The following is a 16,485-nucleotide window of genomic DNA, read 5'->3' on the forward strand; positions in this document are numbered from 1 at the left end:
ATGGAGTTTAAAAAAATCCAATTAAATGGATTTAAATCTTTTGCTGATAAAACGAATTTTCTAATTGAAGAGGGTTTAACTGGAATAGTGGGCCCTAATGGATGTGGAAAATCTAATATTGTTGAATCTTTAAGATGGGTTATGGGAGAAACGTCTGCGAAAAGTATGCGTGGCTCTGGTATGGAGGATGTAATATTTAATGGGACGTCCAACAAAGCTTCCAAAAACATTGCTGAAGTTTCTATTGATGTAGAAAATAAAAATAACGAAGGACCAATTCAATACCGTGAACTTGATCAGATAAGCGTCAGAAGAAAAATAGAGAAAGATAAAGGTTCCAAGTTTTATATTAATGATAAAGAAGTAAGAGCAAGAGATGCTCAAATGTTTTTTGCTGATCTATCAACTGGTGCACACTCACCTTCAATGATTAGCCAAGGCCGTATAGGAGCCTTGGTAACTGCAAAACCAACCGATCGAAGAGCTATCTTGGAAGAGGCTGCAGGAATATCTGGGTTACATGTAAGAAGACACGAAGCCGAACTAAGGTTGGGAGCTGCAGAAAATAATCTTAAAAGAGCTGATGAACTAAGAAGACAACAAGAAAAACAATTGGCCAATCTTCAAAAACAAGCTGAGGAGGCAACAAAATATAAATTAATTACAGATGAAATTAAAAAAATAGAAGCAGGACTTTATTATTTAAAATTAATAGAAATAGATAAAGAAATACAAATAGAAAATGAAATTAATAGTGAGGCTGGAGGTGAAGTTGAGGGTTTTAATAGCAAAATATCTGAGCTGGAAAATTTAATTAAAACGGCAATAGATAAAGTTTCTCCACTTAGAGAAAAAAATATTGAAAATTTATCTAAAATTCAAAGATTAAACTTGGAACTACAAAGCTTAGATGAAGAAAATACGAGAACACAAGATGAAATTGAAGCCATTAAAAAATCTCTTCAAACCCTTGACGAAGATATCACACGAGAAAGAGGTATTATAATAGATGCAAATTCTAATGAAAAAAGACTTAAAGAAGAAAAAAGTGATTTAATAGAAGTGGATTCAAAATATTTTGAAACTGAAAAACTATCCAATGACGAGTTAGAAGAAGCTAAAAACAAACTTAAAGAGGAACAAAAAGCTGTTGATGAAGTAGTTAACAATATTGCTGAAGGAACACTAAATATAAGCATTGGCCCAATAAACAATGTTAAAAACTCTATTGATAGAGTTAAACAATTAATAGATAGTAATGAAATAAATCAGGCTGTTACTCTTTTAGATAGATGCAACATGGAACTTGATAACTTCTTAAATGACTTAAAAAATGAAAAATCAAGAGAAGAGTTATTAAGTGTAAATGAGAAATCACAAAATATTAAGCAACTTCAAGAAAAGTACGCTGACGCATATAGTAAAAATCAATCAATCAAAAATGAGTCTATTAAACGTAATGAAAGAATTAAAACTATTGAAACTGAAATTGAAAGTTGGATAAATTTATTATCAAATTCAGAAAAAATGGTTGCAGAATTAACAGAGAGAAAAAATAAATTAACAAAACAATTAAAAGAATTAGACAATCAACCAAGTGTTCAAGCTGAAAGAAAAGGTCAAATTTCTGAAAACTTAAGAATTTCTGATAAAGAAAAAATAGATAATGACAATATCATAGAAGAAACAGATCAAAAAATTGAAGCTTTAAGACTGCAGCTAAATGAAATTCAAGAACAATCAATTCAAATTAGAGAACGTAAAGCAAGTTCTGGTGCAACTATTGAAGGATTGCAAAAAAGAAAAAGTGATTTACTAGATAGAATTAATTCTGAACTTAGTTTAACAGAAGAAAATATTTTAGAAAATTCGAACTTAAATGGTGTTGAAGAATTACCAAATGCTGTTGATCAAGAAGATTCTTTAGATAAAAAAAAGCAAGAAAGAGAGAGTTTAGGATCAGTTAATTTAAAAGCTGACGAAGAAACAAGTAAGTATGAAGAAGAAATAAAAAAGATGGAGCAAGATCGTTCTGATCTGGTGACTGCAATCGATAAATTAAAAGACAGTATTAACGAACTTAATCAAAAAGGTAGAGAAAGATTAATTGAGGCCTTTGAAAAAGTTAATAGAAAATTTAATGAAGTGTATACTAAGCTTTTTAATGGCGGAAATGCTAAGCTTGAGTTAGTAGACTCTGACGACCCATTAGAAGCAGGCTTAGAAATGTTAGTAAGTCCTCCTGGAAAAAGACTCCAATCAATAACTTTATTATCTGGTGGGGAACAAGCTTTGACTGCTCTCTCTTTAATTTTTGCAGTTTTTTTAACTAACCCTTCTCCAATCTGCGTGTTAGATGAGGTAGATGCACCACTTGATGATGCTAACGTCACAAGATTTTGTAGCCTTCTAGAGGAGCTAATAAAGATTACAAACACAAAATTTATTATTGTAACGCACCACGCCTTGACAATGTCAAAAATGAACAGACTTTACGGGGTTACAATGCCAGAAAAAGGGATTAGCCAACTAGTAGCTGTTGATTTACAAAAAGCAGAGAGTATGGTTGCCTAAACTATACAAATGCCAAAAGATCCGTTAAAAACTCGCCTAGAGATTGCAAAAAGTAAGATTTTAAGGAAAAACTTATATAATAAAAAAGATAATCCATCATCTATTGGAACAGCCTTTAAATTAAGTACAGAATTAGTATCTGCAGTTGCCGTTGGGACAATTATTGGGTTTATTTTTGACAAGACCTTTGGTACTAAACCCTGGTTTATATTAATATTTTTTTTTGTGGGTGTCGTTGCTGGAATAACAAACGTAATTAGATCTGCAAAAAATATGCAAAAATAGATAAAATTTTATGGCAAATCCAATGACCCAATTCAATGTGCACAGAATTGGACCAGAAATTAAAGTTGGCACATTTGATATCTCATTTACAAATGCAAGTTTGTTTATGATTATTAGTTCAGTTGCAATTCTAGTTATTTTTAATCTTGGATCAAAAAAAAATTCATTAATACCAAATAAAATTCAACTTCTCGCAGAGCTTAGTTATACTTTTGTCTCTAAAATGATTAGCGATACAGCTGGCCTTAAAGCAAAACCATACTTTGCTTTTATATTTTCTCTTTTTATGTTTGTGCTCTTTTGTAACATGTTCGGAATGATACCTTACACTTTTACAGTTACAAGCCACATCATTGTTACGTTTATGTTGGCTGCTTTTATATTTATTGGAGTGACAGTTATTGGATTTATGAAACATGGTTTTGGTTATTTAAAATTATTTGTACCTAGTGGAGTTCCTGCAGTACTACTACCACTGATTGTTGTAATAGAAATAATTTCTTATTTAAGTAGACCAATAAGTTTATCAGTTAGATTGTTTGCCAATATGATGGCAGGTCATACTATGATGAAAGTTTTCGGAGGCTTTGTAATAAGTCTTGGAATAGTTGGTGGATGGCTTCCACTAAGTTTTTCGGTTGCGTTAACAGGTTTGGAGATCTTAGTTGCTTTTCTTCAGGCATATGTTTTTGCAATCTTAACATGCATCTATTTGAATGATGCATTAAATTTACACCATTAATTAACATAGGAGGATATAATGGAATTAGAAGCAGCAAAAATGATCGGGGCAGGCCTAGCAGCAATAGCGTTGGCTGGTGCCGGTGTTGGTATTGGAATAATTTTTGGAAATTATTTGTCAGGTGCGATGAGAAATCCATCAGCAGCACAAAAACAATTTCCTAATTTGCTTTTAGGTTTTGCACTTGCAGAAGCAACAGGATTATTTGGATTAGTAGTTGCATTAATTATTTTATTTGCATTTTAAATTTGATGATTAAAAAAATATATTTTCAGTCGATATTTTTTAGCTTCCTCTTTTCTATGGAAGCTTTTGCAGCTGAAAGCGGGGGTATGCCTCAATTAAATCCTGAATTTTGGATTTCTCAGATTTTTTGGTTAACACTAACTTTTGGAATTTTGTATATAGTTTTATCAAAATTAATACTTCCTAAAATTAGTGAAAACTTAGAGTCTAGAAAATCCCAAATATTAGAAAATATTGAGGCTGCAGAGAAACAAAGAGAAAATAGTGAAAAAAAGCTGAAAGAATATGAAGAAATTGTTTCAAAAGGTAAATTTGAGGCCAAGAATATATTTAATCAAGCTAGAGAGAAAGCTTTAAAAGACATCAATGCAAAGAAAGAAGTGCTAAATAAACAGATTGATGATGAAATTGTTAAAGCAGAAAAAGAAATCAAAGTACTACAAAGTGGTGCGGCTGAGAAGATCAACAAGATAGCAATAGAAACTTCATCAGAATTAATACAAAAACTTATAGGAGCTGAAGTGAACAACAGCAGTATCTCAGCAATTGTAGATGACCTATCTAAAAGAAGTGGAGACAAATATTATGGTAATTGATGCAACTTTTTGGGTAGCAGTTTCATTTGTTATTTTTTTTGGAGCCCTGATTTACCTAAAGATACCTCAAAAAATCACTGAGATGTTAGATAAAATGATATCAGATATTAAAAGTGAAATTGATGAAAGTGAAAAATTAAGAACTGAAGCAAAAACTTTACTTGATAATGCACAAAATAAATTAGATACAGCACCAAAAATTAGCAATGAAATTTTAGAAGAAGCAAAAAAAGACTCGGATAAGTTAATTATTGAATTAAATGATAAATTTCATAAATCATCCGAAATTAAAAAAAATTTAGCCGAAAATAAAATAAGTCAAATGAAGGAAGCAGCAATCAAAGAGATAAAGAATGCATCAATTAAAATTGCAGTAGACTCAGTTAAAAAAATTATTACTACCTCCATTGATAAATCTAAACTAGATACAGTATTTCAAAAAAATTTAGAAGAAACTAAAGAAGAGTTAAAAAAAATTAACTCATAATACCCTTACAATTTTTCAAAAAAACTATAAGTTATTAAAATGAATTCTATAGTTATTGGTTCCGGATTTGGAGGAATTGCTGCAGCTCTTAGACTTAGAGCTAAAGGTCACGAGGTCACATTGGTAGAGAAACATTCTGACTTAGGAGGCAGAGCAAGGGTATTTAAAAGAAATGGTTTTACATTTGATGGTGGACCGACAGTAATTACAGCACCTTATTTAATTAATGAATTGTTTGAGCTTTTTAAAAAAGATCCTAAAGACTATATTAAAATTTCTCCACTAAAAATTTGGTATCAATTTATTTTTGAAGACAAAATAAAATTTGATTATTCAGGTAATGAGACTGAAATGAAAAATCAAATTGAAAAGATTAGTAAAGAGGATGTGAAAGGCTATGAAAAATTAGTAAATTTTACAAAAAAAATTTTTGATAAGGGTTTTACTGAACTAGCAGATATCCCTTTTGATAAACCATTTGTAATGATGCAGCAATTACCTGCGCTTCTAAAGCTTAAAAGCTACAAATCTGTATATTCTTTAGTTTCTTCATATATTAAAAATGAAAGACTGAGAAGAATGCTAAGCATGCACCCTCTTTTGGTAGGAGGAAACCCTTTTACCACAACCTCTATTTATGGACTTATTTTGTATTTAGAAAAAAAGTGGGGAATACATTACTCAATGGGTGGAACTGGAAATATCATTAAAGGTTATGAAAAACTAATGAGTGAAGTTGGAATAAATGTGATGAAAAAAAGTGAAGTTACTAAAATAATTTCAAAGAATGGTAAGATCTATGGAGTGCAAATAAATGGTCAAAACAATTTAGAGGCTGACAATGTAATTTGTAATGCTGATCCTCCAGCTGTCTATGAAAAATTATTAAATGAAAACAGTAACAATTCAATTCTATTTAATTGGAAAAAAAATAGAATGGAATATTCCATGGGATTATTTGTCTATTATTTTGGAACTAGAAAAATATATGATAACGTTGAACATCACACAATAAAGTTTGGTGACAAATATAAAGAACATCTTGACGATATATTTAATAAAAAAAAATTGAATAAGGATATTAGTTATTATTTACACAGACCAACTGCGACGGATAAATCAATGGCTCCTGAAGGTAATGATTGTTTCTATGTTTTGGTCCCAGTGCCTAATAACCAGTCAGGAATTGATTGGGATATAGAGGGTGAAAAAATGAAAAGTTTAATAATTGATAAGATGGAAAAAGATTTAATGCCAGATCTTCGAGAAAATATTATAGAGGATTTTTACTTAACACCAAATTACTTTGAAAAAGATTTAAATACTAAATTTGGTTCTGGTTTTTCCATTCAACCAAAATTTACTCAATCAGCCTACTTCAGATTTCATAATAAATCAGAGATATATAATGGTCTTTACTTTGTTGGAGCAGGCACACATCCAGGTGCAGGAGTACCAGGTGTCTTGTCTTCCGCAAAGGTATTAGATAAAATCTTATAATGCCTAGCCGAAGTTATTTATCGCTATATGCAAAATCTTTTAATTGGGCAGGATTTTTTTTACCCAAACAAACTTATTTAAAATGCTCAGCTTTGTATGATTTTTGTAGAGTAGCTGATAATATTGCTGATAACAATGACGCAATTAGAGAGAAAAAAATAAAATTTTTAGAATTTAAAAATAACTTTTATAATAAGAAATTTGATGACCCTATTATAAAAAATATGTGGGGGCTTATAAGTGAATTTAATATACCCTTAAAGGTAGTTCATGATTTATTAGATGGGATTAACTCTGATATCCAAGAAAATATAAAACTAGATAAAAAAAAAGATTTACTAATCTATTCCTACAGAGTTGCAGGAACAGTGGGTTTGATGATGGCTAAAATTCTAAAAGTAAATGAAAAAAACTCATTAAAATCAGCTATTGACCTTGGTATAGCTATGCAATTAACAAACATATCCAGGGATGTTGTTGAAGATCTAAATAATGGAAGATCCTATATAAATTTAGATTTTGAAGAAATTAAATCTACAATACAACTTGCTGAAAATTATTATGAAAATTCGTTCTACTCAATTCAAAAAATTCCATTCAGCTTCCGTTTTGCTATTTTAGTTGCAAGGAGAGTTTATAGAAAAATTGGATATAAAATTCTAAATAAAAAAAATTTAAATAATTATAAAAGATCAGGTAAAATTTATGTATCCAATCCCGAAAAAATAATTGAAACTCTTTATTCTTTACTGGATCTAATTAAATTATTTTTGATTAATAAAAGTGATGATGATATTCGACATAATCATTTTTTAATTAATGAAGAAATAAATTTAGATGAAAGAATTTGATTATATAATTATTGGGGGTGGTTGCGCAGGCTTATCGCTTGCCTATGAATTAAATTTGCATCAAAAATTAAAAAATAAAACTTTAGCAATTATTGAACCAAGAGATAATTATAAAAAAGACAAAACATGGTCTTTTTGGAAAATTTTTTCCCATAATTTTGAAGATTGTATTAAAAAAAGTTGGAATAATTTTACTATCAATATTCCTAATCATACAAAATATATTGATTGTAACAATGCGCCATATCAAACGATTGATAGTGGTTTATTTTATGAAAAAATAGTTAATTCTTTGAGGCAAAATAATAATATTCATTTTTTTAAAAATATGAATGAAGTCAATAAAAATAATTCATTTATATTTAATAGTGTTGCAGATGTAACAGAAGATAAAGGTAATTTATGGCAACACTTTTCGGGTTTTGAAATAGAAACAAATAAAGAGTTCTTCGATGAAGAGATCTTTAACCTAATGGATTTTGATTGTGATCAAAAAAATAATGTGCATTTTTTTTATACACTTCCATATTCAAAAAAAAGAGCTCTTGTCGAAACTACCTGGATTTCAGATTTAAAAAATACGTCTATTCAAGATTATGACAATCAACTAACCCATTATATTAAGAACAATTTAAAAATAAAAGATTACAAAATTAATTTTAAAGAATTGGGTGCTATACCTTTGTTTAATATGAATAATAATAAAAAGAACAATCAAATTAATATTGGAACCGCAGGAGGAATGACTAGATTAAGCACTGGATACACATTTCTTAATATTCAAGAGCACTCTAAATATATAAGAAATAATTTAGACAATATTCAAAATGCTAATTTGTTCACGCTCAATAAAAAATATAAATTTTTAGATAATATTTTTCTTAAAGTTTTAAAAAATAATCCACAAGATATGGGTCAAATTTTTTTTAAAATGTTTAACTGTTCTCCTAGAACAGTAATCAATTTTTTATCAAATAAAAGTAGTGTTTTAGAAGATCTTTCAATTATCTCTAAAATGCCAAAATTAAAATTTTTAAAAGAAATATTTTGATATGATTAATGAAATAAAAAAAATAAATTTAAATCATTCTTTTATTTTTTTTTTATTTTGTAACATTATTTCAATAATAGTTTTTAAAACTAATAATTTTTCTATCTCACCTATAGCATGCCTAATACTTATCTTAATTATTGGTGTTTCTCATGGATCACTTGATCACATTAAAGGAAGAAAGCTCTTAAAAATTTTAGATATCAACAAAATGTCATTTTTTTATCTAGCATACATTCTATTTGTTATTTTTATAATTGTTGCATGGGTATTAGCGCCAACTATTTCTTTATTAGTTTTCTTAATCTTTGCTTCTTATCATTTTGGTAAAGAAGATACTCAATTTCTAATGGAAAAAAATTCTATAAAAAATCAATTTTTTTATTTTCTTAAAGGATCATTGGTCATTTTAGCTCCAATGTTTTTTCATTTTGACGAAACAGTTGCAATATATAAATTTTTATTTGTTGAAAATGAGTCATTTTATTTAACATTGGATTACATAGAAAGTAATAATATTTTATTGATTGGAATTATATTAAGTACTTTATCAAGTGTTATTTTATTTATTAAAAAATTTGAAATAAAAAAATTTGCTATTTTTTTAGATTTCTTTTCAATCATAATAATAAATTATTATTTTTCACCATTAATAGCATTTACAATTTATTTTTGTTTTTTGCACTCAATCAGGCATAGTATTTCTTTAATTCATGAAATAGATAATTTTAACTTTAATAATGGCCTAAAGATTTTTTTAAAAAAGGCTCTTCCACTAACAATTTTGACAGCTATTCTGTGCTTAATAAGTGTATTTTTTTTAAACAATAGTCACAGTTTAAATAGTTCAATTTATAAAGTAATATTTATAGGTTTGGCGTCCTTAACCTTTCCTCATATATTGCTTGAATATTTATTAGAAAAAAATGAAAAATAAAGAAATCAAAATATTACTGTCAGCACCTCGAGGATTTTGTGCGGGAGTTGAAAGAGCTATTGAAATTGTTGAAAAATCAATTCAAAAATATGGAGCACCTGTTTATGTGCGTCATGAAATAGTTCATAATAAATTTGTTGTTGATGACTTAAAAAATATGGGTGCTATATTTGTTGAAGAACTCGAAGAAATTCAAGATAAATCAAGGCCAGTTATTTTTTCAGCCCATGGAGTGCCAAAAAAAATACCTGTAGATGCTAAAAATTATAATATGACTTATATAGATGCAACTTGTCCTTTAGTTTCAAAAGTTCATAGAGAGGCCGAAAATCTTAATAAAGATGGTTACCATATAATTTTAATTGGTCATGAAAACCATCCAGAAGTCGTAGGAACAATGGGTCAATTACCTAGTGGCTCAATCGAACTTATACAAAATGAAATAGAAGCAAAAAATTATAATAATAAAAGTAATAAAAAGATAGCATTTGTTACTCAAACCACTTTATCTGTAGATGATACAAAAGATATAATTCAAATTTTAAAAAGTAGATTTAAAGATATACACGAACCTAAAAAGGAAGATATTTGTTATGCCACAACCAATAGGCAAATGGCTGTTAAAAATATTGCAAAACAATGTGATATGTTTTTTATAATAGGCAGTAGAAATTCTTCAAATTCTGTAAGACTTGTGGAGGTTGCTAAAAAATCTGGTTGTGAAAATTCAAGGTTAATTCATTCAGAAAGTAAAATACCCTATAATGAAATACAAAATTCAAATACAATAGGTATTTCATCTGGTGCTTCTGCACCTGAAATATTGGTAAATAACTTTATCGATGATTTAAGAAATAGATTTACTATTAAAATAAATGAAATAGAAATAATTAAAGAAAACGTAGTATTTAAAATCCCAAAAAAATTAAATTAAATGGCTGTTTATACAAAGATTGATAAAAGAGATATTTCTTCAATAAATAATCTGTTTGAAATAGGAAAAATTATCGATTTCAATGGAATTACAAAAGGAATTGAAAATACAAATTACTTATTAAAAACTAAAAAAAATAAATTTATTTTAACAATTTTTGAAAAAAGAGTTTCAAATAAAGAAATACCATTCTTTATGAGATTAATGGAAATTTTGCATAGTTCGAATATTAACTGTCCAAAACCCCTTAAAAACAAAAATGGTTCATATTTGATTAAATTGAGAAATAAAACTGCATGCGTTGTTTCTTTTTTAAATGGTAAAGACAAAATTAAACTTAATTCAAAAAATTGCTTTGCAGTAGGCAAAATGATAGCAAAAATTCATCAAGCTACTAAAAACATTAAAATATCTAGAAAAAATTCTATGGGTATTAAAGAATTGGGACCATTATTAAAAAGTATAAAATTCAAATCAAAGAAATTTTCTAACTTAGAAAAATTTTTAACAAATAATTTGAATGACATTAAAAAAAATTGGCCTTTGGGACTTCCTAAAGGAATAATACATGGAGATTTGTTTATAGATAATATTTTTTTTAAAAAAGATAAATTGTCTGGAGTAATTGACTTCTATTTTGCTGCAAATGATATTTTTATGTATGAAATTGCTATTTGTATCAACGCTTTATGCTTCGATCAAAAAAATTCAAAATTTAAGTTAAATAAACAAAAAATTAGTGAATTAATAAAAGGTTATGAGAGTGTGAAAAAAATTTCATATAAAGAAAAAAAATCATTAAACATATTATGTAGAGGTGCTGCAATTAGATATCTTTTAACCCGGCTATTTGACTATTCTAATACTCCTAAAACAGCATTGATAAAAATTAAAGATCCTAACGAATATTATCAAAAACTTATTACACATAACAATTTAAATTCATACAAAGATTATTTAATTTAATGATTGAAATCTATACAGACGGTTCTTGCTTAACAAATCCTGGAGATGGTGGATGGGCTGCAATCATAATTGAAGATGGTAAAATTAAAAAAATTAGTGGTAATGAAAAAAAAACAACAAATAACAGAATGGAATTATTAGCTCCTATTAATGCATTAAAAGAAATGAATTCTGAGTCACAAATCTCTATTTATACAGACTCTCAGTATGTAAAGCTTGGGATAACTCAATGGATTAATAAATGGATAATTAATAATTGGCAAACATCTAGAAAAGAGGATGTAAAAAATAAAGATTTGTGGGTCGAATTATTTAATTTAAATAAATCTTTAAATGTTAAATGGAACTGGGTTAAAGCTCATGCTGGAAATACCATGAATGAAGAGGTTGACCTATTAGCCAAAAAAGCTGCAAATTTAGACTAGTTGAATAAAATTTTCAGCAGCAGAGACTTCGCAAGAACCAGCATCATCTTCTTCCTTTAATTTAACTACCTTTAAATTGTCTACTAGCATCGTGTACCTATTAGATCTAATACCTAGCCCTCTTGCACTTTTATCAACATCTGCTCCAATTGCTTTGGTAAAATTCAAAAAAGGATCACCAATCATTAAGATTTTATCGCCAACACTGTGCTCTTTACCCCATGCATTCATTACAAATGGGTCATTAACTGAAATACAAATTATATGGTCAATTCCTTTTTTTTTATATTTCTCAAACATCTTAACGTAACCTGGCAAATGTTTTGCCGAGCATACTGAAGTGTAAGCACCTGGTAGACCAAAAATAACCACTTTTTTATCTTTTAAAAATTCTTGTGTATTTTTCTTAACAGGATTTCCATTCTCCATAATAAAAATTTCAGAATTTGGAACTTGATCATTTTCTTTTATATTCATTAAATTCTCTCTTTTATGTGTTGTTTTACATATTCAACGTTATTTTCAATAATATCATAATTTTCTTTTTCATCCAAAACAAACATTAATTCTTTAGGAAGCTCTGCTTTTAAATTTATAGCTTTTTTAATTGCATCTGGAAATTTACTGGGATGCGCTGTTGCTAAAACTATATTATTTCCATTTAAGTTTATTTTATCAAAAGCACCGTAGCCTATTGCAGTATGTGGATCTAATACAATATTGTATTTTTCATAAACTTCTTCAATGGTTTTTAGAACTTCTTCCTCACTCATTCGTGAAGATAAAAAGTTAATATCAATTTTATCTAATTTATTTTGATCAATTGTATATTTTCCTTTTTCTCTAATATTTTTCATAACGTCTATTGTTTGTGAGTCATCACAATCATTTAAATCGTAGAGCAATCTCTCAAAATTACTTGCAACTTGTATATCCATACTAGGAGATAGTGTTTCAGAAACATTTTCCACTTCATAACTACCTTTTGAAATAGCTCTGTGTAAAATGTCATTTTGATTAGTTGCTACTATCAATTTATTGATTGGAAGTCCCATTTTTTTAGCAAGATATCCAGCATAAACATCACCAAAATTTCCTGTTGGAACTGAAAAATTTATTGGTTGTTTGTTATCTTCAATTAAAAAATAACTATAAAAGTAGTATACACTTTGAGCTATTATACGTGCCCAGTTAATTGAATTTACACCTGACATTTTAATATCACTTGAAAAATTTTTATCAGCGAACATTGTTTTAACTAAATTTTGACAGTCATCAAAATTCCCTTTGATGGCGATGTTGAAAACATTTTTATCTTTTCCTGTAGTCATCAATTTTCTTTGAACGGGTGACACTTTATTATGTGGGTGAAGTACAAAAATATTCACGTTTTTTTTGCCTTTAATGGCATCTATAGCTGCAGCCCCTGTATCTCCTGAGGTTGCCACAACAATATTAAGTTTCTCATTTTGATTATTTAAATAGTATTCATAGAAATTACCTAAAAGTTGCATTGCAATATCTTTAAAGGCTAATGTAGGACCATGAAATAATTCAAGAACAGATCGATCTCCAACTTTTACAAGATTAACAACATTTTTTTTTCTAAAAACTGAATAAGATTGATCTACAATTTTACCCAAATCATTTTCAGTCATAAAACTTCCAATAAATGGATAAATAAGTTTCTTTGCTAAATCATTGTACTCAAGGTTTTTAAGTTCATTAACATCAACTTTATGGAGAGATCTAGGTACAAATAAACCCCCATCATCAGCAAGCCCTTTTACAAAAACATCCCTGAATTCAAAGACTTTTTTACTGTTTCTTGTGCTTATATATTCCATCTAATAATTTTTTTTTCTAAAATATAGATATATTAAAAGAATTGAAATCGCCATTGAAAACCAGGTAATCGCATACTTTTTATGATTGTTCGAAATATTAGCTGTAATCACTTTCGGTTTCGGTAGCTGATAGTCACCATTTAAATAGATAATATATTTTGAAAATTTTTTACCTGTATATTTAAAAATATCATCTCTATCTAATGTGAACCAATAATTTTTTCCAATATCATTTTTAGGTTTAAAAAAATTTGCTTTAATTTGGTTCTTTAATGTTCCATTAATGTTGTTTTGATTGATTAAATTAATCTCAGGTTTTTCTTTTTTATCAAAAGGTATCCAGCCTCTATTAATTAAGTAATTTTCATTATCAATTAAAATAGGATTAATTACTTCAAACCCAGGTTTACCACTTTCATTTAAATTATATAAATAAATTTGTTTTTCAAAATTGATATTCCCAGATGTTTTTATCCTTAAATAATTTTTTTTTTCACTACTTGATAGTTTAACTGGTTTATTTTTTAATGAGCCTTCAATTTGTTTTATTAAATCTAATTTCCAAGTTAATCTATATAGCTGCCATGACCCTAGTGACAAAAGAACCAGGATTATAAAATAAACAAATACTGAAAATAATAACTTATTCTTCAAGGACTAAATATTAACTTCCCCAAATATATATAGCTGCAAATAAAAATAACCAAACAACATCAACAAAGTGCCAATACCAAGCTGCTGCCTCAAATCCAAAATGATGATCTTTATTAAAGTGTCCAAGTTTACCTCTCCACAAACATACTGCTAAAAATATTGTACCTATTACAACATGAAAACCATGAAAACCTGTTGCCATATAGAAGACTGCTCCATAAATATGTCCTGAATAATCAAAGGTAGCATGATGATATTCGTATGCTTGAAGTAAAGTAAAACAGAAACCTAAAATGACTGTCAATGTAAGACCTTGAATAAAGCTTTTTCTATCATCTTCCAATAATGCGTGATGAGACCAAGTAACTGTCGTTCCTGATAGTAGTAAGATAAGTGTATTAATTAAGGGAATATCCCATGGATCAAAAGTTTCTATATCCTTTGGTGGCCAAACATTCCCAACAAACTCATTTGGAAATAAACTGATATCAAAATATGCCCAAAACCAGGCAACAAAAAACATAACCTCTGATGCTATGAACAATGTCATTCCATATCTATGGTGAATTTGAACAACAGGAGTGTGATGTCCTTGATGTTCTGCCTCTATCACAACATCTCTAAACCACATGTAAGCACCATAAAGCACAAGAGCCAAACCTAGGTACATTCCCCATGAAACATCATTATGCATGTAATAAATTGTTCCAATTGCTAATACCAAGCAAGAAAATGATACGTAGATAGGCCAAGGACTTGGGTCTACTAAATGATAATCATGTTTTTTTTCAGCTGACATTTTCGTGATTATGATTGTTTATAGTAATCTGTCGAGAAAAAAGTGTACGACATAGTTACATCCTCTAAATTTTTTGTAGTTGGGTCATTAACTAGCTCAGGGTCTAAATAAAAAGTCATTACGTAAGTGGCTTTTTCTCCTGCTTTTAGTTCTTGTTTTTCAAAGCAAAAACAACCCAGTTTACTGTAATATTTTCCAAAACTTGACGGCGAAACATTAAAGCTTGCCACTCCATAAGTTGTTTCATTACCATAGTTTTCAACTTCAAACTCTATTCTGTTTACTTCGCCTACTTTAACATCAATAACATTTGATTTAGCTTTAAAATCCCAAGTAAGATTGTTTACATTGGTGTCAAACCTAACACTGACAACTTTGTCTAATACTATATTTGGGGCTTCTTTAGATACTTGAGTTGTCCCTCCAAAACCAGTTATTCGACAGAACATGTCATAAAGAGGTACGGCTGCAAATGAAAGACCAAGCATAAGGAAAAAAATTCCACCAAGCAAAACTGGAGTTAAAGTTTTTTTTCTCATCATAGCTGTCTATCAAAAACTCCTACATTGTATAAAGTAAACACAAAAAGAAAAACCATAAATGCCAGAATTACTACTGCAGTTAAAATATTTTTTTTCTTAGTTTTTTTATCTGGTGTTATCATAAAATTTTATCAATTAAAAAAAGAACAAAAATCAAAAATAAATATAAAATAGAATATCCAAATATAGATTTTGCTTTTTTTGCACTAAATTTATTTTTCTTAAAATTATATAGTTCAAAACATAAAAAATTATAGTAAAAAGTTAAAATTAAAGATGGAATTAAAAAAATTAATCCCACAAAATCAATTGCATAAGGCATCACAATTACAGGCACCATTATCAAAGAATAAATAAAAATATTTAATTTAGTGCTTTCAATTCCATTTGTTAATGGAAGCATTGGAATTTTTGCTTTTTTATAGTCATCAGATTTATAGAGGCTTAACGCCCAAAAATGAGATGGTGTCCAAAAGAAAATTATCAAAAAAAATGTTAAAGGTTCTAATGAAAGAGTATTCGTAGCAATGGTCCAGCCAATAACTGGTGGCAAAGCTCCTGCAGCCCCTCCAATAACTATGTTCTGTGGAGTTTTTCTTTTTAACCAGATTGTGTAAACCAACACATAAAACAAGATAGTAAATAATAATAAACTAGCTGATATTCTGTTAGCAAAAAAATCAAGAGCAATTACTGAAAACACTGAAAGAGCAATACCAAAAACTAAAGCTTGGTTTTTATTAACTTTTCCAGTTGGTATTGGTCTAAGACAGGTTCTTGACATTAATGCATCAAGATCAGACTCATACCACATGTTCAATGCTCCAGCTGCTCCAGCACCAACAGATACTAAAATGATTCCAATAATTGCATCTTTGGTTGGAATAATGTTTGGTGCCATTAACAAACCAACAGCACATGTAAAGATTACTAACGACATGACTCTTGGCTTCATTAGCTTAAAGAGTTCTGAAAAATTAAAAACGTCTTCTTGACTTAAGTTTCTATTTTTTAATTTAGACTTGATCATTTTTTTTAGTGTGAAAAAT

20 protein-coding genes are annotated in these 16,485 nt (G+C 28.4%); 13 read left to right on the forward strand and 7 right to left on the reverse strand.

Annotation, left to right across the window (positions count from 1 at the left end; all coding sequences use genetic code 11):
• Genes ACIJYG_RS05775 through rnhA form a run of 13 tightly spaced genes read left to right on the forward strand, consistent with a single transcriptional unit; the run spans position 1 to position 11,594 of the window.
• Entirely contained in the window at positions 1 to 2,574 is a 2,574-nt protein-coding gene (locus ACIJYG_RS05775) for a chromosome segregation SMC family protein (RefSeq protein WP_435096169.1), read from the forward strand.
• A gap of 9 nt (positions 2,575 to 2,583) precedes the next feature.
• Positions 2,584 to 2,859 (forward strand): AtpZ/AtpI family protein, encoded by a 276-nt coding sequence (locus ACIJYG_RS05780; RefSeq protein WP_435087959.1) that lies wholly within the window; start codon positions 2,584 to 2,586, stop codon positions 2,857 to 2,859.
• Positions 2,860 to 2,869: 10 nt separating this feature from the next.
• Positions 2,870 to 3,601, forward strand: coding sequence for a F0F1 ATP synthase subunit A (locus ACIJYG_RS05785; protein WP_435096172.1), 732 nt, complete (start codon positions 2,870 to 2,872; stop codon positions 3,599 to 3,601).
• Positions 3,602 to 3,619: 18 nt separating this feature from the next.
• A complete protein-coding gene (locus ACIJYG_RS05790; protein ID WP_006997791.1) occupies positions 3,620 to 3,847 on the forward strand; it encodes a F0F1 ATP synthase subunit C in 228 nt (75 codons plus the stop codon).
• Positions 3,848 to 3,852: 5 nt separating this feature from the next.
• Positions 3,853 to 4,443 carry a F0F1 ATP synthase subunit B family protein gene (locus ACIJYG_RS05795; protein ID WP_435096175.1) on the forward strand — a complete coding sequence of 197 codons (591 nt, stop codon included), beginning with the start codon at positions 3,853 to 3,855 and terminating at the stop codon, positions 4,441 to 4,443.
• Complete coding sequence (locus ACIJYG_RS05800; protein ID WP_435096178.1) at positions 4,418 to 4,930, forward strand: F0F1 ATP synthase subunit B family protein; 513 nt, start codon at positions 4,418 to 4,420, stop codon at positions 4,928 to 4,930. The genes ACIJYG_RS05795 and ACIJYG_RS05800 overlap by 26 nt, the downstream gene beginning before the upstream one ends.
• Positions 4,931 to 4,969: 39 nt before the next feature.
• Positions 4,970 to 6,430, forward strand: coding sequence for a phytoene desaturase family protein (gene crtI, locus ACIJYG_RS05805; protein ID WP_435096181.1), 1,461 nt, complete (start codon positions 4,970 to 4,972; stop codon positions 6,428 to 6,430).
• A complete protein-coding gene (locus tag ACIJYG_RS05810) occupies positions 6,430 to 7,281 on the forward strand; it encodes a phytoene/squalene synthase family protein (protein WP_435096184.1) in 852 nt (283 codons plus the stop codon). The genes crtI and ACIJYG_RS05810 overlap by 1 nt, the downstream gene beginning before the upstream one ends.
• Positions 7,268 to 8,332 carry a lycopene cyclase family protein gene (locus tag ACIJYG_RS05815; RefSeq protein ID WP_435096187.1) on the forward strand — a complete coding sequence of 355 codons (1,065 nt, stop codon included), beginning with the start codon at positions 7,268 to 7,270 and terminating at the stop codon, positions 8,330 to 8,332. The genes ACIJYG_RS05810 and ACIJYG_RS05815 overlap by 14 nt, the downstream gene beginning before the upstream one ends.
• 1 nt (position 8,333) lies before the next feature.
• Entirely contained in the window at positions 8,334 to 9,269 is a 936-nt protein-coding gene (locus tag ACIJYG_RS05820; RefSeq protein WP_435096190.1) for a Brp/Blh family beta-carotene 15,15'-dioxygenase, read from the forward strand.
• On the forward strand, positions 9,259 to 10,203 hold the full coding sequence (ispH, locus tag ACIJYG_RS05825; protein WP_435096193.1) for a 4-hydroxy-3-methylbut-2-enyl diphosphate reductase: 945 nt from the start codon (positions 9,259 to 9,261) through the stop codon (positions 10,201 to 10,203). The genes ACIJYG_RS05820 and ispH overlap by 11 nt, the downstream gene beginning before the upstream one ends.
• Positions 10,204 to 11,169: a homoserine kinase gene (locus ACIJYG_RS05830; protein WP_435096196.1), complete on the forward strand. Its 966-nt coding sequence runs from the start codon at positions 10,204 to 10,206 to the stop codon at positions 11,167 to 11,169.
• On the forward strand, positions 11,169 to 11,594 hold the full coding sequence (rnhA, locus tag ACIJYG_RS05835) for a ribonuclease HI (protein ID WP_435096199.1): 426 nt from the start codon (positions 11,169 to 11,171) through the stop codon (positions 11,592 to 11,594). Before ACIJYG_RS05830 ends, rnhA begins: the two co-directional genes overlap by 1 nt.
• Here the strand turns inward: rnhA and ACIJYG_RS05840 are convergent.
• From ACIJYG_RS05840 to cyoE, 7 genes are read right to left on the reverse strand one after another with little or no spacing between them, the layout of a single operon-like run.
• The gene (locus tag ACIJYG_RS05840) at positions 11,586 to 12,071 is read right to left on the reverse strand and encodes a peroxiredoxin (RefSeq protein ID WP_435096202.1); all 486 of its coding nucleotides are present in this window, start codon (positions 12,069 to 12,071) and stop codon (positions 11,586 to 11,588) included. The genes rnhA and ACIJYG_RS05840 overlap by 9 nt on opposite strands.
• Complete coding sequence (thrC, locus tag ACIJYG_RS05845) at positions 12,071 to 13,441, reverse strand: threonine synthase (protein WP_435096205.1); 1,371 nt, start codon at positions 13,439 to 13,441, stop codon at positions 12,071 to 12,073. Before thrC ends, ACIJYG_RS05840 begins: the two co-directional genes overlap by 1 nt.
• The gene (locus tag ACIJYG_RS05850; protein ID WP_435096208.1) at positions 13,442 to 14,095 is read right to left on the reverse strand and encodes an SURF1 family protein; all 654 of its coding nucleotides are present in this window, start codon (positions 14,093 to 14,095) and stop codon (positions 13,442 to 13,444) included.
• Between the two features lie 10 nt (positions 14,096 to 14,105).
• A complete protein-coding gene (locus ACIJYG_RS05855; RefSeq protein WP_435087985.1) occupies positions 14,106 to 14,894 on the reverse strand; it encodes a cytochrome c oxidase subunit 3 in 789 nt (262 codons plus the stop codon).
• 8 nt (positions 14,895 to 14,902) lie between these two features.
• Positions 14,903 to 15,433, reverse strand: a complete 531-nt coding sequence (locus tag ACIJYG_RS05860; RefSeq protein WP_435089271.1) for a cytochrome c oxidase assembly protein — start codon at positions 15,431 to 15,433, stop codon at positions 14,903 to 14,905.
• Positions 15,433 to 15,558, reverse strand: a complete 126-nt coding sequence (locus tag ACIJYG_RS05865) for a serine protease (protein ID WP_435096211.1) — start codon at positions 15,556 to 15,558, stop codon at positions 15,433 to 15,435. Before ACIJYG_RS05865 ends, ACIJYG_RS05860 begins: the two co-directional genes overlap by 1 nt.
• Positions 15,555 to 16,466, reverse strand: a complete 912-nt coding sequence (gene cyoE / locus ACIJYG_RS05870; protein ID WP_435096214.1) for a heme o synthase — start codon at positions 16,464 to 16,466, stop codon at positions 15,555 to 15,557. The genes ACIJYG_RS05865 and cyoE overlap by 4 nt, the downstream gene beginning before the upstream one ends.
• Positions 16,467 to 16,485 lie beyond the last annotated feature (19 nt).

Source organism: Candidatus Pelagibacter bacterium nBUS_27, assembly GCF_051200985.1.
Classification (GTDB): Bacteria; Pseudomonadota; Alphaproteobacteria; order Pelagibacterales; family Pelagibacteraceae; genus Pelagibacter.

Excerpts from the sequence above, each read along its gene's own strand:
- ACIJYG_RS05775 (WP_435096169.1), top strand. The coding sequence starts at position 1 with ATGGAGTTTAAAAAAATCCAATTAAATGGATTTAAATCTTTTGCTGAT.
- ACIJYG_RS05780 (WP_435087959.1), top strand. The coding sequence starts at position 2,584 with ATGCCAAAAGATCCGTTAAAAACTCGCCTAGAGATTGCAAAAAGTAAG.
- ACIJYG_RS05785 (WP_435096172.1), top strand. The coding sequence starts at position 2,870 with ATGGCAAATCCAATGACCCAATTCAATGTGCACAGAATTGGACCAGAA.
- ACIJYG_RS05790 (WP_006997791.1), top strand. The coding sequence starts at position 3,620 with ATGGAATTAGAAGCAGCAAAAATGATCGGGGCAGGCCTAGCAGCAATA.
- ACIJYG_RS05795 (WP_435096175.1), top strand. The coding sequence starts at position 3,853 with ATGATTAAAAAAATATATTTTCAGTCGATATTTTTTAGCTTCCTCTTT.
- crtI (WP_435096181.1), top strand. The coding sequence starts at position 4,970 with ATGAATTCTATAGTTATTGGTTCCGGATTTGGAGGAATTGCTGCAGCT.
- ACIJYG_RS05810 (WP_435096184.1), top strand. The coding sequence starts at position 6,430 with ATGCCTAGCCGAAGTTATTTATCGCTATATGCAAAATCTTTTAATTGG.
- ACIJYG_RS05815 (WP_435096187.1), top strand. The coding sequence starts at position 7,268 with ATGAAAGAATTTGATTATATAATTATTGGGGGTGGTTGCGCAGGCTTA.
- ACIJYG_RS05820 (WP_435096190.1), top strand. The coding sequence starts at position 8,334 with ATGATTAATGAAATAAAAAAAATAAATTTAAATCATTCTTTTATTTTT.
- ispH (WP_435096193.1), top strand. The coding sequence starts at position 9,259 with ATGAAAAATAAAGAAATCAAAATATTACTGTCAGCACCTCGAGGATTT.
- ACIJYG_RS05830 (WP_435096196.1), top strand. The coding sequence starts at position 10,204 with ATGGCTGTTTATACAAAGATTGATAAAAGAGATATTTCTTCAATAAAT.
- rnhA (WP_435096199.1), top strand. The coding sequence starts at position 11,169 with ATGATTGAAATCTATACAGACGGTTCTTGCTTAACAAATCCTGGAGAT.
- ACIJYG_RS05840 (WP_435096202.1), bottom strand. The coding sequence starts at position 12,071 with ATGAATATAAAAGAAAATGATCAAGTTCCAAATTCTGAAATTTTTATT.
- thrC (WP_435096205.1), bottom strand. The coding sequence starts at position 13,441 with ATGGAATATATAAGCACAAGAAACAGTAAAAAAGTCTTTGAATTCAGG.
- ACIJYG_RS05855 (WP_435087985.1), bottom strand. The coding sequence starts at position 14,894 with ATGTCAGCTGAAAAAAAACATGATTATCATTTAGTAGACCCAAGTCCT.
- ACIJYG_RS05860 (WP_435089271.1), bottom strand. The coding sequence starts at position 15,433 with ATGAGAAAAAAAACTTTAACTCCAGTTTTGCTTGGTGGAATTTTTTTC.
- ACIJYG_RS05865 (WP_435096211.1), bottom strand. The coding sequence starts at position 15,558 with ATGATAACACCAGATAAAAAAACTAAGAAAAAAAATATTTTAACTGCA.
- cyoE (WP_435096214.1), bottom strand. The coding sequence starts at position 16,466 with ATGATCAAGTCTAAATTAAAAAATAGAAACTTAAGTCAAGAAGACGTT.